Here is a 13997-nt window from a genome sequence, read left to right as displayed (position 1 = left end):
AAAAGAACACGTGATATGGTTTTGAGCACGCAAAGGCCATCGCAATAGCTCGACTAAAATTCGACAGAGTAGTTATCTAACCCATTGTAATAAAAATACTTAACAAGTCGTAATGAAAAGGAACAACAAGTTATAACCTACACTTGCTCTTCCAAAAACTCCATTGCTGACTTTTCACTTGCATCTAATTTTCCATCTGCGTCGATAACTTCTTGTACAATTTTTAATGCTAACTCTCGCATTGGCCGATCAATAATATACTTCACCCGATGTTGAATGAACGCTTCGACATCTGCTGTTTTAACCGCATGAACACATTTACCAGTCATATCGGTAATATAATTATCCATACTGACTGCTGAGTTCCATTTAAGCGTCGCCGCCCACTCTCTGACCACATTTAATTCCGAGTCAGATACTGAGCCATCAATAGCAACAAATAATAGTGCTAAGTCGAGAAGAGACTCTTTTTGTAGCTGCTCAACACAAATGCCACTATCAAAGTGGTTAAGTAATTGTTCAAATTTCATAATTCCTTACTCCTTGAATTTAGTTAACGATGTACATGCGACTAAATCACCATAGCGCTGTACTACCATATTAGACAAATTGCTAAATGTCACATTAAAAACTCTCATCATCAGCGACTCCACTACACTTAAAAGTACTAAGGCTTTAATTTGGAAGGTTTATGCATCTAATATTAATTCTACTATTCACCCTATACAGCACCGCTGTAAATGCTACTGAGGTATCAATAACAATAGAGAAAGACATATACCATTACGCGCAGATTATACTTGGGGATCAATCAGTACATGATATTAAAGACTTTAATCACCCATTATGTCAAAGAGATGTTGTTGAGTTTGTCCTGATCCAAAAAGCACTCAAGTTAGGTGGTATTGACTTAAAATTTAACTTTCACCTTGGTAATTATGATGCAAGAAATATTAAGCTACTCATTAATGGCTTGTTGTTAGTTGGTTTTGATACCATTTGGTTACAAACTGCCAAAAAATATAGTAGTAAACTGTATATTTCAGACCCTATTATTCGCAAAGGTGAATACGTTGCAGGCGTGTATACCAAAAAAAATAACCTAAAGGCCATGAAAGATAAAATTGATAACGGTCTTTCAAAAGTAACCTTTGTGTCAAGCAGCGCTTGGCATGCGGACTGGCACACACTTAAAGCATTAAAGCCAAAGTCGCTAGTAGATGAGTCCGATTGGATTGTAATGGCAAAAATGGTCAGCCGAGGCTGGGTTGACGCCATGTTAGTGCCGTTCAACAACCAAATACCCTTTCAGTACAGTGGTAACGGTTACTCTATTGAAGCTATTAATGGAATAAAAGTGCCACTACAAGACAGCCGCCACTTTGCAGTATCACGCTCACACCCGTTAGCAGAGCAAACATTTTTAGCACTACAGTCTGGAATCAAAAAGTTAAGAGCCCAAGGGTTTATTGAACAAGCATACCGTCAATGTGGTTTTTTTAATGACACTGTAAATGATTGGCGCGCAATTTTACCGCAAAATACACCAGAATAATCACCTAAGACTTGTGATCTTACTTTAGGTAACCACATGAATATATTGAAATATTCCACACACTGATTTCAAAATAACCATTGTGTAAATCGGCGTAAATCTATATGATACTGTTTGAAAATTAAACGTACAGCTAATGCATTACACGTCGAATTTCAAACTAATTACAACTCAGCCTGATTATAGTGGTGTGAGTCCAAAACAATTACAGCCACACCTGTTTTTAAATAAATGGATTTTGGAGTTTTCTGCATGTTTTCGCTAATAAATATAAAATCTGTCGCAGTTATCATTTATACAACCCTACTACTTGGCTGCGTGTCTTCTGAGCAAAAAGCCACACAAAATAAATACGCTCAACAAGATATCGCCTATGTGAACGGCCAGTTTTTTAATCAAAGCCATGGCTTTGAAAGCAAAGCCATAATCATAAGAGAAGGCATTGTCATCGCTAATGTGAATGCTTTGTCAGATAACTTTCCAGGCAAAGTCATTGACTTACAAGGTAAATGGGGGATCCCAGGGCTGATAGATATGCATACCCATTCATTTGGTAATTTTATACCAAATGCTAAAAATGATGCCCCTGGAACTCAAGGTGTTTCACAAAGAGTATTAAAAGCTGGCGTCACAGGCTTGGTTGACTTATTTGGAGATGAAACCGCACTTGTTGCTGTCAGAAATCGACAACGAAATGGCGAGTTTGTTGGTGCAGATATCTATGCCAGTCTAACTTGCTTTACGGCGCCTAAAGGACATTGCTCAGAATATGGCATTACAACAAGAACCGTCAGTACTGTTAAGCAAGCGCAGAAGCAAATGGCGGAACTTGCAAAGCAAAAACCCGATGTAATTAAGATTGTTTATCAACCGAGCGATGACCAACCTTCTATTTCTAAAGCAGTGTTTGCGCAATTAGTTCAAGAGTCTAAAAAGCTGGGCATTAAAAGCATTGCACATATAAAAACTTGGCAAGATATTAGAGATGCAGCCAAAGTCGGTGTTTCAGCAGTAACTCACGTGCCAAGGGGCGAAATACCGAAAGACATTGCTGATTTGATGGCAAACGCTGACGTTGCAATTATACCTACGTTATCCGTTCATAACGATTTCGTGAACTACTTATTTGACCCTTCAGTACTAAACTCTCCATTACTGACAGAACTTGTGCCAGACACTTTAATTTCTGCCTACCGCGCCAATGATTTAATTGCTAAATACCAAGACCGTAAGACGAGTTTTCAACAAAGAAATGAAGTTACGCTTAATGCTGTTAAGGCAATGAGTGATGCTGGCGTTAAGGTTTTGGTAGGCACCGATGCTGGAAATTGGAATACCGTTCAAGGATATTCTGTGCACAGAGAAATGAAACTACTGACCGATGCAGGTATTTCACCGCTGCAAGCAATTGCATCAGCAACCACACATTCGGCAGACTTTTTAGGTATCAAAAGTGGCTTTAACGAAGGGGAGCATGCCAATTTTGTAATCTTAAATGCATCCCCTGTTGACGACATTTTAAATACTCAACAAATAGCGCTAGTAGTAAAAAGTGGCAATATAGTAGTGCAAAATGACCCGAGTCTTAGCAAACTATAAAGCTCAATAAACAAACTGTAAGACTAGCCACTGTAGAACTAAAAAAACCCGCATTAAGCGGGTTTTTCTATGAATAGTCAGTCTGACTATGTACGTTTTTTTGGCTTTTGCACACGTTGGTTGTGCTTTTTAACGGCTTTGCGAATTTGATTAATTTTGGCTCGTTTGTCTTTGCGTTTCTCTGGCATGACCGATAATTTGGTTTCTGTTTCATTACGCAATTGCACCGACTTACGTAAGTAATTCACTTCTTCCAGCTTAAGCTCTTCCCAGCCGCCTTGTGGTAAGCGTTTATCGAGCTCTAACTTACCATAACGGATACGAATTAAGCGTGACACTTCCACATCTTGTGATTGCCATAAACGTCTAACTTCTCGATTACGGCCTTCTGTCAGGCTAACGTTAAACCACTTATTAATACCCTCACCGCCCATTGGCTTTATTTTAAGGAATTTTGCCAGACCATCTTCTAATTCAACACCCTTGGTTAAGTTGTTAAGTGTATCGTTAGTAACCTCTCCAAATACGCGTGCTGAATATTCACGTTCAACTTCATATTTAGGGTGCATTAAACGGTTGGCTAACTCACCATCGTTGGTAAACAACAAAAGTCCTGATGTATTAATATCGAGGCGTCCGATGGCTATCCAGCGATCACCATCAATACGAGGTAACCTATCAAATACGGTACGACGGCCTTCTGGGTCTTTACGTGTACACAGCTCACCTTCAGGTTTGTGGTACATGATCACACGACAAATTCTGTCTTCTTTTTGCTCAATTTTAACAATGTGTCCATCAACACGAATTATCGCATTTTCTTCAACGCGGTCGCCTAACTTAGCTACCTTACCATCAACACTAACACGGTTTGCTTCGATATACTTTTCCATTTCCCGGCGTGATCCCACACCGGCTCTTGCTAATACTTTTTGTAACTTTTCACTCATTAAGATGGTTCTCTCACAGAAGGATCGTTCAACATCTGATCTATTTTCACTCGATGTTGCTCCGGTAATCTAGGCAACATGTTTAAACCAGATAAAGAAAAATAATCTAAAAATTGCTTTGTGGTTGCATATAATGCGGGTTTGCCAGGTACTTCTTTATACCCAACAACTTTTATCCACTCTCTTTCTTGTAAACTCTTGATAATATTAGAACTTACAGTAACACCTCGAACTTGCTCTATTTCTCCACGCGTAATAGGCTGACGATAAGCTATCAGTGCCATCGTTTCCAAAGTGGCGCGCGAATACTTCGGTGCTTTTTCTTGAAATAAGTTACTTAACCAAGGGCTTAAGCTCGCACATGCTTGAAAACGAAAACCTGTGGCAACTTCAACAAGGCGAATACCACGTGTTTGATAATGCTCAAAAATACTATCCAAGGCTTTATCTACACGAGTATTAGAAACCGCAATATCTTGTAAAACAGTTTCTTTTAAACGTTTTTTTGACAGCGGTTTATCAGCAACAAAAATAGCCGCTTCTATTAGCTCAATTAATTGCTCATCGCTAATTCGACGTGTGGTCATACCCTTGCAGCCTTTTCAACACACAGACGTTTATTATGACAGAGGTTGCACTACTGTTGTAGCTGCAAGCTCAAATAAATTTGGCTATTAGACGCAACTTGTACACAATTGATCAATTGCTCTTTCAACAACTCCAACATTGCAATAAACGTAACAACTACGCCACTGCGCCCTTCTTCAACTTTAAACAATGTATTAAAAGCACAAGGCCCAACATGTTCAGACAAATATTGTAGAATTTGGCTCATTCGTTCTCTGGTCGACAGCACTTCTGCACTGATATGATGATGCTCAAACGTTTTAGCTCTGGCCATTACATCTCCCAATGCTAAAACCAACTCTTTTAGTTCAATAATAGGCAGGACCGGTTCAGGTTCTGCTGACTCATCAACTAACGCATGGGCAGTAAAAATATCTCGCTCTACACGCGGGAGCGCATCTAAATTCTCAGCGGCGCGTTTAAATTGCTCATATTCTTGTAAGCGCCTTACTAACTCGGCTCTTGGGTCTTCTTCCTCTTCTAATTCCTCGTGCACAGGCAACAACATACGCGACTTGATTTGAGCCAAAAGCGCAGCCATAACCAAATACTCACCAGCAAGCTCTAATTGCAAATCTTTCATTAACTCAACATAAGCAACATATTGCTCAGTAATGCTTAGAACTGGCAGTTGTAAAATGTCTAATTTGTGCTTTTTAATTAGGTACAGCAAGAGATCTAGCGGACCTTCAAACGTCTCTAATATAACTTCCAATGCATCAGGAGGAATATAAAGATCCTCGGGCTTCTCAACAACGGCTTCACCATTTAAAAAAGCTAAAGGCAATTTTTGCTGCTGTTGTACTTCTTTCACAGCCGATTACTCGAATACTGAAGTATCACCACAGCCAGCCCGTAATATCTCAATGTTATCTTCTGATAAATCAACAACCGTGGTAGCTTGCTCAATCAAAAAGCCACCGTGAATAATAAGATCTACCTGCTTTTCAATTCTCATACGGATCTCATCAGGATCTGACTCAGTAAACTGCTCACCAGGTAGAATCAGCGAACAAGACATAATTGGCTCACCCAATTCGGCTAGAAGTGCCGATGTGATTGGATGATCTGTGACACGAATACCGATGGTTTTCTTTTTATCATTTAATAAACGTTTAGGGACCTCTTTTGTGCCTTTAAAGATAAAGGTGTAAGGCCCAGGTGTATTATTTTTTATCAATCGAAACATCTGGTTATCAACTCTTGCATACGTTGCAAGCTCTGATAAATCACGACACATAAGGGTAAAATTATGGTGCTTTTCAATACCGCGAATACGCTCTATTCGTTCTTTTGCCTGCTTATTACCTATGTTACAGCCTATTGCATAACCTGAATCAGTAGGATAAACAACAACACCACCTTGGCGAATGATTTCAGCTGCCTGCTTTATGAGCCGAGCTTGTGGGTTTTCTGGATGGATATGGAAAAAATGGCTCATGTTAACACTCCTCGTTAGCCTGCCAAAACTGCCAAACACCTTGGCAATCTTTTGGTAAGTATAGGTTTTTTCCTAAATCTAACCAAGGCATGGGATAATGAAAGTCTGATCCTTGACTCGCAAACAAATTATACTCTTGGCTTAATTGCCCTAAAAATTGACGTTCTGATGGCGCTTGCTGAGGCTGTGCTACTTCCATGGCTTGACCACCAGCTTGAGAAAATTCATCAAGTAACTTACGCAACCATTTGTTCGACATCTGATACCGTGCTGGGTGCGCTACAATGCTTACCCCACCTGCCGCTTTAATAGCTTCAATTGCCGTAGCCATGTCACACCACTGACTCGGAACATAACCTATTTTATTACGTGCTAGGAACTTTTTAAACACACCTTGAATGTTCTTTGCTACACCTTGTTCAACTAAAGCGGCTGCAAAGTGAGCACGCGTGATTTGCGCTTTCCCAGCCAACTCCTTAGCACGCTCATAAACACCCTCATAGCCGTTTTTTGTCAAACGTTTACCTATTTCTTCTGCACGCGCTTGTCTTTTAGCTTGTTGCTGCTGTAGCAATGCAACTAACTGAGGGTGTTCAATATTAACCGCTAAGCCAACGATATGAATCTCAAAGCTATGCCATTTAGTAGATATTTCAACACCTGAAATTAACTTTAAATTTAATGAATTTTCATCTATGTATGTTTTTGCAGGTATTATCGCTGCGGTAGTATCATGATCGGTGATGGCTAGCACATCAACGCCTTTTTCTGTTGCGCGCTCAAGCAGCTCTGCCACGCTTAAACGACCATCAGAAAAAGTGGTATGACTATGTAAGTCGTATTTTATCACATTAACCCTTTGTGAATTTATGATTTTGTCTTAAAGCGCCATTGTATCACTGGTTTCTACGACAACCTTCGACTATTTTTTCTTTTTGTTTAAATTTTGTTTGCAAAAGGGTTGACAGAATATCAAACAGTGCGGTTTACTGTACCCACTAAAGACATCTAAACGTATAGAATCATGACATCAACAAACAATAAAAACAAAATCTGGTGGTGGCGCTCGTAATTTGCGGGTGTTTCGTTGTGTCTTAACGAAAGTTTAAACCCGCTATATAAGCGGGTTTTTTTATATCTAAATTTTAGGAAAAACAATGTTCGACAATATAACTACAATTGGTTGGTGGTGGTGCCTGGCTTAGCGGGACGGTATTGTTGTATCAAGTTAACAACCCCGCTAAGCCTAAACAGTTAGTGGGGTTTTTTATTTTTAGGGGAATGAGGTTTGATATTTAGTCACATTACAACAACTCCAGGTGAAGTGACCAGCATACGACAAAGGCGCGACTATATAAGTAGCCCGCTGTCTTTATATGCATCACTGGGGAAAAATAATTCACTGCTGTTAGAGTCAGCAGAAATTGATTCAAAAGATAATGTCAAAAGCATTATTCTCGCTGATGCAGCACTGCGTATTGAATGTGTTGGCAAACAGGTTACGGTAAAAGCACTTTCAAACAATGGTCAACAATTACTTGCTTTTTTGCAAGACAAAGTAGCCAATTGCCTAAGTGAGTTACATGCAGATACGCTGACACTCACTTATCAAGGTATTGATGATGATTTAGATGAAGTTAGCAAACTCAAAGCCGACAATGCCTTTAGCGCACTTCGGACCTGCATTAACAGTATTAAACGTAACTCAGACACGCCACTATCGGTATTCTTGGGTGGTGTATTTGCCTATGACATGGTGGCCAATTTTGAGCAATTACCCGATGTACCTAATGGTGAAAATACCTGCCCAGATTACGTATTTTACTTAGCCGAGACTTTGGTATTGATTGATCACCAAGCGCAAACCACAGAGCTAATCGGCAACGTATTTAATGGTCCAGACGTGCATGCAAACTGCTTTGAAGTTGGCAAACAGCTTGAACAACTTAATGCCCGTTGTGACGAACTTACCCCTTACTTTGCCGGGCCTAACGCAGGCAAAGCTAATGTACACGTGAATATCGACGATGCAACGTTTTGTGAACAAGTTGCACAATTGAAAGAAAATATTATTGATGGTGATATCTTTCAAGTAGTACCATCTCGAACATTTTCATTGCCTTGTGCTCAACCACTTGCAGCCTATCAACAGCTAAAACAACAAAACCCAAGCCCTTACATGTTTTACATGCAAGACCAAGACTTTGTGCTGTTTGGAGCCTCGCCAGAGTCGGCTTTAAAATACGATACTAACAGTAATCAAGTCGAGATTTATCCCATTGCAGGCACACGAGCACGCGGTAAATTTGTTGACGGACGCATTAACCCTGATTTAGACAGCCGTATCGAGTTAGAACTGCGTAATGATCAAAAGGAGCGCGCGGAGCATTTAATGTTGGTAGACCTTGCTCGTAATGATATCGCACGCATTAGTGTTGCAGGTACGCGCCATGCCAAAGAATTATTAAAGGTAGACCGCTACTCTCAAGTAATGCACTTGGTGTCTCGTGTCGTAGGTCAGCTAAAACCCGACCTTGATGCACTGCACGCATACCAAGCTTGTATGAATATGGGCACTTTAGTGGGTGCCCCTAAAGTCAAAGCCGCTCAATTAGTTCGTCACGTAGAGAAAAAACGCAGAGGTAGCTACGGCGGTGCCGTCGGCTATCTAACGGGTGATGGCGCGATGGACTCATGTATCGTAATTCGCTCAGCATTTGTAAAAAATGCCACCGCATATGTACAAGCAGGTGCGGGGGTGGTTTATGACTCTATCCCTCAAGCTGAAGCGGATGAAACACGCGCAAAAGCACAAGCTGTTATTAAAGCCGTGCAGTCTACCTATCAAGGAGTGAGTGATGAACAGTAATACAAAGGTTTATTTTTTAGATAATTTTGATTCCTTTAGCTACAACTTGGTCGATGAGTTAACCCTCTTAGGGCTTGATATGGTGGTGTATCGCAACCATTTAAGTGCACAACGAATTTTTGAGAAAATGAGTAAAGAGCAGCAACCGGTTATTTTGGTACTCTCGCCCGGTCCGGGAACCCCTGCACAAGCAGGCTGCTTATTAGAGTTAGTTGCATTGTGCAAAGGCAAATTCCCCATACTAGGTATTTGCTTAGGGCAGCAAGCACTCACGCAAAGCTATGGCGGTACCATAGGCCATGCAGGAGAAACAGTTCATGGCAAAGCGTCTATCATTGATGCACAGCCGCACCCTGTTTTTGATGGGCTTGGGGCGCAGTTCCCTGTCGCTCGCTACCACTCGTTGATGGCCACACATGTGCCTGACTCGCTGAAAGTCATTGCCCAATATCAGGATATACCCATGGCGATTTACCACAGCGAAGACAAAGTGCTCGGCTACCAATTTCACCCTGAATCAATATTAACCCCAGATGGTGCCCGCCTATTGCAGCAAAGCATCGCCTATTTAACGCGTTAGGAGTTATCATGGATAGTATTAACACATTAATCGCACAACAATCGTTAGACTATGAACAAAGCAGCGCCCTATTCAATCAGATTATGCTTGGCCAGCTTAACGATATAGAATTAACCGCTGTATTAATCGCGCTAAAAATCAAAGGCGAATCAGCTCAAGAAATAGCAGGCGCTGCAAATGCCATGCGCAAAAATGCAAAAGCTTTTAATACCCAAGGTCTGCATTGTGTCGATAGCTGTGGCACTGGTGGGGATGGCGCTAATACCATTAACGTGAGCACAACTGCAGCCATTGTTGCAGCTGCCTGTGGCCTTAATGTAGTCAAACATGGTAACCGTAGCGTATCAAGTAAATCAGGCTCGGCTGATTTATTAAGAACGCTTGGCATAAACTTAGATATGGATAGTGACATTGCTAGCAAATGCCTTGCACAAACCGGCTTTACGTTTTTATTTGCCCCAAACTATCATCAAGGCACAAAACACGCGATGGCGGTTCGCACCACGTTAAAAACACGTACTATTTTCAATATTCTTGGCCCATTAGCCAACCCAGCAGCACCACAAACACAGCTATTAGGTGTATACGATCCGCAACTGTGTGCTCCAATGGCGCAAACATTAAAAACACTAGGAACAGAGCGTGCGATGGTCGTTCACGGTGCGGGCACTGACGAAATTGCTTTACATGGCCCAACGCAAGTCACTGAGCTTAATCAAGGCGAACTGACACAATATACTCTCAATGCGCAAGACTTTGGTCTTGAAAACTATTCGCTTGCTGACATTGCCGGTGATACGCCAGAGTATAATGCCAAAGCCAGCCTAGATATTTTAACAGGCAAAGGTCATGTGGCACATAATGCCGCGATTGCTGTCAATGTTGCTGCATTATTAGTAATGGAACAAAAAGCGGACAACTTTAAAGTGGCTACTGAGCAAGTGCTTGAAGTATTAAACTCCGGTATCGCCCATGAAAAATTGGCACAAATTGTAGAGGTAAGTAACAATGCCTAATGTACTAGAAAAAATCGTTGCCGATAAACGTATAGAACTTGAAAAGCGTAAAGCTGAGTTTTCATTAGATTCGTTCAAACATAAAGTACAACCAACACAACGTGATTTTTACGCAGCGCTAGCCAAGGCCGGTACACAGTTTATTTTAGAGTGTAAAAAGGCATCCCCCTCTAAGGGGCTGATACGAGAGAATTTTGACCTTGATGAAATTACCCGTGTTTATAAGCGCTATGCCAGTTGTATCAGTGTATTAACTGATGAAAAGTATTTTCAAGGTAGCTTTGATTACTTAAGTTATGTACGTCAAAAGGTTGAACAACCAATTATTTGTAAAGACTTTTTCATTGATGAATACCAAGTATACTTAGCCAGATTAAATGGCGGCGATGCCATTTTACTCATGCTATCTGTACTGGATGATGAGCAATACCATAGCCTAGCTCAAGTTGCAAAATCACTCAGCATGGCCGTGTTAACCGAAGTAAGTAATGAACAAGAAGTCGCACGTGCACTAACACTTAATGCCCAAATTATTGGGATTAATAATCGTAATCTAAGAGACTTAACAACTGATTTAGCCACCACTGAGCAGCTTAAAAAACTGATCCCTAAAGGTAAAGTGGTGATTTCAGAATCCGGCATTTATACCCATCAAGATGTGAAACGATTAGCACCGCTGTGTGACGGCTTTTTAGTAGGCAGTTCATTAATGGCAGAGCAAAACTTAGAAGCTGCTTGTCGTAAGCTGATTTTAGGGGAAAATAAAGTTTGTGGTTTAACACGTTGCCAAGATGCGCAAGCGACTTATGATGCTGGTGCACTTTATGGTGGATTGATCTTTTACCCTAAATCTGAACGTTATGTAGATTTAGATTGTGCAAAAGCTATTGTAGAGAGCGCCCCACTTAAGTATGTAGGGGTGTTTGTTAACGCACAATTAGCCCAAGTCGCAGAATATGCACAATTACTCAAGCTCAGCGCTGTACAACTGCATGGACAAGAAGATGAAGCTTATATCAATGCACTAAGAAACCAGTTACCTATTAGCTGCCAAATTTGGAAAGCTCAGGGTATTAGCACAACGCTACCTGAGCCTATAAAAGGGGTGGATAAACATCTTTACGATACCAAAACGAGCAATGGCTTCGGGGGCACTGGCCAATCATTTGACTGGCAATTATTAACCGAACAAACAGCCAGCAACTTTATGCTTGCTGGTGGACTAAATCCAGATAATGTCATTGCTGCCGCCAAGCTTGGCGCGCAGGGATTAGATTTAAATTCAGGGGTTGAACAAAGCCCCGGTAAAAAGTGCCAGAAGAAACTTCAGGCTGCTTTTGCAAACATTAGAAATTATTGAGGTGGAAATGAACAACGCAGCTTATTTTGGTGATTTTGGTGGCATGTATGTCCCTGAATTACTCGTTCCTGCGCTCAAACAACTTGAGCAAGAGTTTAATAATGCACAAAAAGATCCTGACTTTTTACAGGAATTTCATCAGTTACTCAATGAGTATGCTGGACGCCCTACGCCTTTAACCTTAACGCGTAACCTTGTCAAAAACCCAAAAGTAAAACTGTATCTTAAACGCGAAGATTTACTCCATGGCGGGGCTCACAAAACCAATCAAGTATTAGGTCAAGCTTTGCTTACCAAGCGTATGGGTAAAAAAGAGGTGATTGCTGAAACTGGCGCGGGTCAACATGGCGTAGCAACCGCTTTAGCCTGCGCACTGCTTGGCTTAAAGTGTCGTGTTTACATGGGCGCAAAAGACGTAGAGCGTCAACAACCGAACGTATTTAGAATGCGTTTGATGGGCGCTGAGGTTATTCCAGTTACGGCAGGCTCTGGCACATTGAAAGATGCCGTAAATGAAGCAATGCGTGATTGGTCAGCTAACTACCAAACAGCGCATTATTTACTTGGTACTGCGGCAGGCCCTCATCCTTTCCCCACCGTTGTTCGAGAGTTTCAAAAGATGATTGGTGAAGAAGCCAAGCAGCAAGTACTCAACACTGAAGGCCGTTTGCCTGACGTAGTGATGGCGTGTGTGGGTGGTGGTTCAAATGCGATTGGCATGTTTAGTGACTTTATTAATGACCCAAGTGTAAAACTTATCGGCATAGAGCCCGCTGGTAAGGGCTTAGACACACAAGAGCATGGTGCTGCCTTGTGTAAAGGCACTAAAGGTATATTACACGGCGCTTATACTTACATTATGCAAAACTCAGATGGGCAAATTGAAGAGTCTTACTCAGTGTCCGCTGGCTTAGATTACCCTGCGGTAGGCCCTCAACATGCTTATTTACACGAAACAGGTCGTGCGCAGTACGTGGCTATTACTGATACCGAGGCGCTTAATGCATTTCAATCTTTAGCAAAAAATGAAGGTATCATTCCAGCGCTTGAGTCTAGTCACGCGTTAGCGTACGCACTAAAATATGCAGAACAACAAACCGAAGAAACAATTATTGTAGTAAACCTAAGTGGCCGTGGTGATAAAGATTTGGCCCATGTACATCAAGTTTTAAATGAGCGAGGAGAACTGTAATGAGCCGTTACGCCCAAACGTTTAATGCCTTGGCTGAACAAAACCAAGGGGCTTTTGTTCCTTTTGTCACCATAGGCGACCCAAATAAAGCACTTAGCCTTGATATTATAAAAAGCTTGATTGATGGTGGCGCTGATGCGTTAGAGCTGGGTATTCCATTTTCAGATCCGATTGCCGATGGCCCGGTTATCCAAGCTGCAAACATTAGAGCATTAGAGCAAAACATTAATACCCAAGATTGCTTTGAAATAATCAAGCAAGTACGCCAATACAATGCTGATATTCCTATTGGATTATTACTTTATTCTAATCTTATTTTTGCTAAAGGGATTGATACCTTTTATCAGCAAGCAAAAGAAGCGGGTGTGGATTCAATCCTCGTAGCAGATGTACCGCTACATGAGTCAAAACTGTTTCGACATGCCGCACAAAGTGTAGGTATTGAGCCTATTTTTATTGCCACGCCTAACGCCAATGATGACACACTTCGAGAGTGTGCCAGCTATGGTCGAGGATATACTTACTTGCTGTCACGCGCAGGCGTAACAGGGACTGACACCAGCGTTCAAATACCAGCGGACTCTATAATCAGCAAACTTAAAGAATATCACGCTGCGCCAACTTTACTTGGTTTTGGTGTTTCAACACCCGAGCATGTAAAAGCAGCGCTTGACTCAGGTGCTGCTGGTGCAATTAGTGGCTCAGCTGTGGTTAAAATTATTGAGCAACACCTTAGTGAACCTGAGCGCATGTTAGCTGAACTCACACAGTTTGTCAGTGCAATGAAAGAAGCAACATTAAAGTAACT

14 protein-coding genes are annotated in these 13997 nt (G+C 41.4%); 8 read left to right on the top strand and 6 right to left on the bottom strand.

The features are described from left to right. Positions 1-137: 137 nt before the first annotated feature. The gene (locus OCI93_RS04435; RefSeq protein WP_261592853.1) at positions 138-530 is read right to left on the bottom strand and encodes a tellurite resistance TerB family protein; all 393 of its coding nucleotides are present in this window, start codon (positions 528-530) and stop codon (positions 138-140) included. Positions 531-691: 161 nt separating this feature from the next. On the opposite strand from OCI93_RS04435, the gene OCI93_RS04430 reads away from it, so the two are divergent. Both OCI93_RS04430 and OCI93_RS04425 read left to right on the top strand, forming a co-directional pair. After that, positions 692-1555, top strand: a complete 864-nt coding sequence (locus OCI93_RS04430) for a hypothetical protein (protein ID WP_261625845.1) — start codon at positions 692-694, stop codon at positions 1553-1555. Positions 1556-1807: 252 nt separating this feature from the next. Beyond that, positions 1808-3154 carry an amidohydrolase family protein gene (locus tag OCI93_RS04425; RefSeq protein WP_261592851.1) on the top strand — a complete coding sequence of 449 codons (1347 nt, stop codon included), beginning with the start codon at positions 1808-1810 and terminating at the stop codon, positions 3152-3154. An 86-nt stretch (positions 3155-3240) separates the two neighbouring features. Here the strand turns inward: OCI93_RS04425 and rluB are convergent, their stop codons facing one another. From rluB to rnm, 5 genes are read right to left on the bottom strand one after another with little or no spacing between them, the layout of a single operon-like run. After that, the gene (gene rluB / locus OCI93_RS04420) at positions 3241-4104 is read right to left on the bottom strand and encodes a 23S rRNA pseudouridine(2605) synthase RluB (protein ID WP_261592850.1); all 864 of its coding nucleotides are present in this window, start codon (positions 4102-4104) and stop codon (positions 3241-3243) included. Beyond that, entirely contained in the window at positions 4104-4691 is a 588-nt protein-coding gene (gene scpB, locus OCI93_RS04415; protein WP_261592849.1) for an SMC-Scp complex subunit ScpB, read from the bottom strand. The genes rluB and scpB overlap by 1 nt, the downstream gene beginning before the upstream one ends. Positions 4692-4741: 50 nt before the next feature. After that, positions 4742-5545 (bottom strand): segregation and condensation protein A, encoded by an 804-nt coding sequence (locus tag OCI93_RS04410; protein ID WP_261592848.1) that lies wholly within the window; start codon positions 5543-5545, stop codon positions 4742-4744. Positions 5546-5551: 6 nt separating this feature from the next. Next, entirely contained in the window at positions 5552-6172 is a 621-nt protein-coding gene (locus tag OCI93_RS04405; protein ID WP_261592847.1) for an L-threonylcarbamoyladenylate synthase, read from the bottom strand. Between the two features lies 1 nt (position 6173). Continuing rightward, positions 6174-7022, bottom strand: a complete 849-nt coding sequence (gene rnm / locus OCI93_RS04400) for an RNase RNM (protein WP_261625844.1) — start codon at positions 7020-7022, stop codon at positions 6174-6176. Positions 7023-7460: 438 nt separating this feature from the next. On the opposite strand from rnm, the gene OCI93_RS04395 reads away from it, so the two are divergent. From OCI93_RS04395 to trpA, 6 genes are read left to right on the top strand one after another with little or no spacing between them, the layout of a single operon-like run. Then, entirely contained in the window at positions 7461-9041 is a 1581-nt protein-coding gene (locus tag OCI93_RS04395) for an anthranilate synthase component 1 (protein ID WP_261592845.1), read from the top strand. After that, complete coding sequence (locus tag OCI93_RS04390; RefSeq protein ID WP_261625843.1) at positions 9031-9621, top strand: aminodeoxychorismate/anthranilate synthase component II; 591 nt, start codon at positions 9031-9033, stop codon at positions 9619-9621. Before OCI93_RS04395 ends, OCI93_RS04390 begins: the two co-directional genes overlap by 11 nt. A gap of 8 nt (positions 9622-9629) precedes the next feature. Next, positions 9630-10637 (top strand): anthranilate phosphoribosyltransferase, encoded by a 1008-nt coding sequence (gene trpD, locus OCI93_RS04385; RefSeq protein ID WP_261625842.1) that lies wholly within the window; start codon positions 9630-9632, stop codon positions 10635-10637. After that, a complete protein-coding gene (gene trpCF, locus OCI93_RS04380; protein ID WP_261625841.1) occupies positions 10630-11997 on the top strand; it encodes a bifunctional indole-3-glycerol-phosphate synthase TrpC/phosphoribosylanthranilate isomerase TrpF in 1368 nt (455 codons plus the stop codon). The genes trpD and trpCF overlap by 8 nt, the downstream gene beginning before the upstream one ends. A 7-nt stretch (positions 11998-12004) precedes the next feature. After that, the gene (gene trpB / locus OCI93_RS04375; RefSeq protein ID WP_261592841.1) at positions 12005-13189 is read left to right on the top strand and encodes a tryptophan synthase subunit beta; all 1185 of its coding nucleotides are present in this window, start codon (positions 12005-12007) and stop codon (positions 13187-13189) included. Further along, positions 13189-13995 carry a tryptophan synthase subunit alpha gene (trpA, locus tag OCI93_RS04370; protein ID WP_261592840.1) on the top strand — a complete coding sequence of 269 codons (807 nt, stop codon included), beginning with the start codon at positions 13189-13191 and terminating at the stop codon, positions 13993-13995. Before trpB ends, trpA begins: the two co-directional genes overlap by 1 nt. Positions 13996-13997: the final 2 nt, after the last annotated feature.

The sequence above is a fragment of the Pseudoalteromonas holothuriae genome (assembly GCF_945859825.1).
Classification (GTDB): Bacteria; Pseudomonadota; Gammaproteobacteria; order Enterobacterales; family Alteromonadaceae; genus Pseudoalteromonas; species Pseudoalteromonas holothuriae.
This window is presented reverse-complemented; position numbering and strand designations above follow the sequence as displayed.

What these genes read in the sequence shown, in the direction of transcription:
- OCI93_RS04435 (WP_261592853.1), bottom strand. Translation starts at nt 530, where the DNA reads ATGAAATTTGAACAATTACTTAACCACTTTGATAGTGGCATTTGTGTT.
- OCI93_RS04430 (WP_261625845.1), top strand. Translation starts at nt 692, where the DNA reads ATGCATCTAATATTAATTCTACTATTCACCCTATACAGCACCGCTGTA.
- OCI93_RS04425 (WP_261592851.1), top strand. Translation starts at nt 1,808, where the DNA reads ATGTTTTCGCTAATAAATATAAAATCTGTCGCAGTTATCATTTATACA.
- rluB (WP_261592850.1), bottom strand. Translation starts at nt 4,104, where the DNA reads ATGAGTGAAAAGTTACAAAAAGTATTAGCAAGAGCCGGTGTGGGATCA.
- scpB (WP_261592849.1), bottom strand. Translation starts at nt 4,691, where the DNA reads ATGACCACACGTCGAATTAGCGATGAGCAATTAATTGAGCTAATAGAA.
- OCI93_RS04405 (WP_261592847.1), bottom strand. Translation starts at nt 6,172, where the DNA reads ATGAGCCATTTTTTCCATATCCATCCAGAAAACCCACAAGCTCGGCTC.
- OCI93_RS04390 (WP_261625843.1), top strand. Translation starts at nt 9,031, where the DNA reads ATGAACAGTAATACAAAGGTTTATTTTTTAGATAATTTTGATTCCTTT.
- trpD (WP_261625842.1), top strand. Translation starts at nt 9,630, where the DNA reads ATGGATAGTATTAACACATTAATCGCACAACAATCGTTAGACTATGAA.
- trpCF (WP_261625841.1), top strand. Translation starts at nt 10,630, where the DNA reads ATGCCTAATGTACTAGAAAAAATCGTTGCCGATAAACGTATAGAACTT.
- trpB (WP_261592841.1), top strand. Translation starts at nt 12,005, where the DNA reads ATGAACAACGCAGCTTATTTTGGTGATTTTGGTGGCATGTATGTCCCT.
- trpA (WP_261592840.1), top strand. Translation starts at nt 13,189, where the DNA reads ATGAGCCGTTACGCCCAAACGTTTAATGCCTTGGCTGAACAAAACCAA.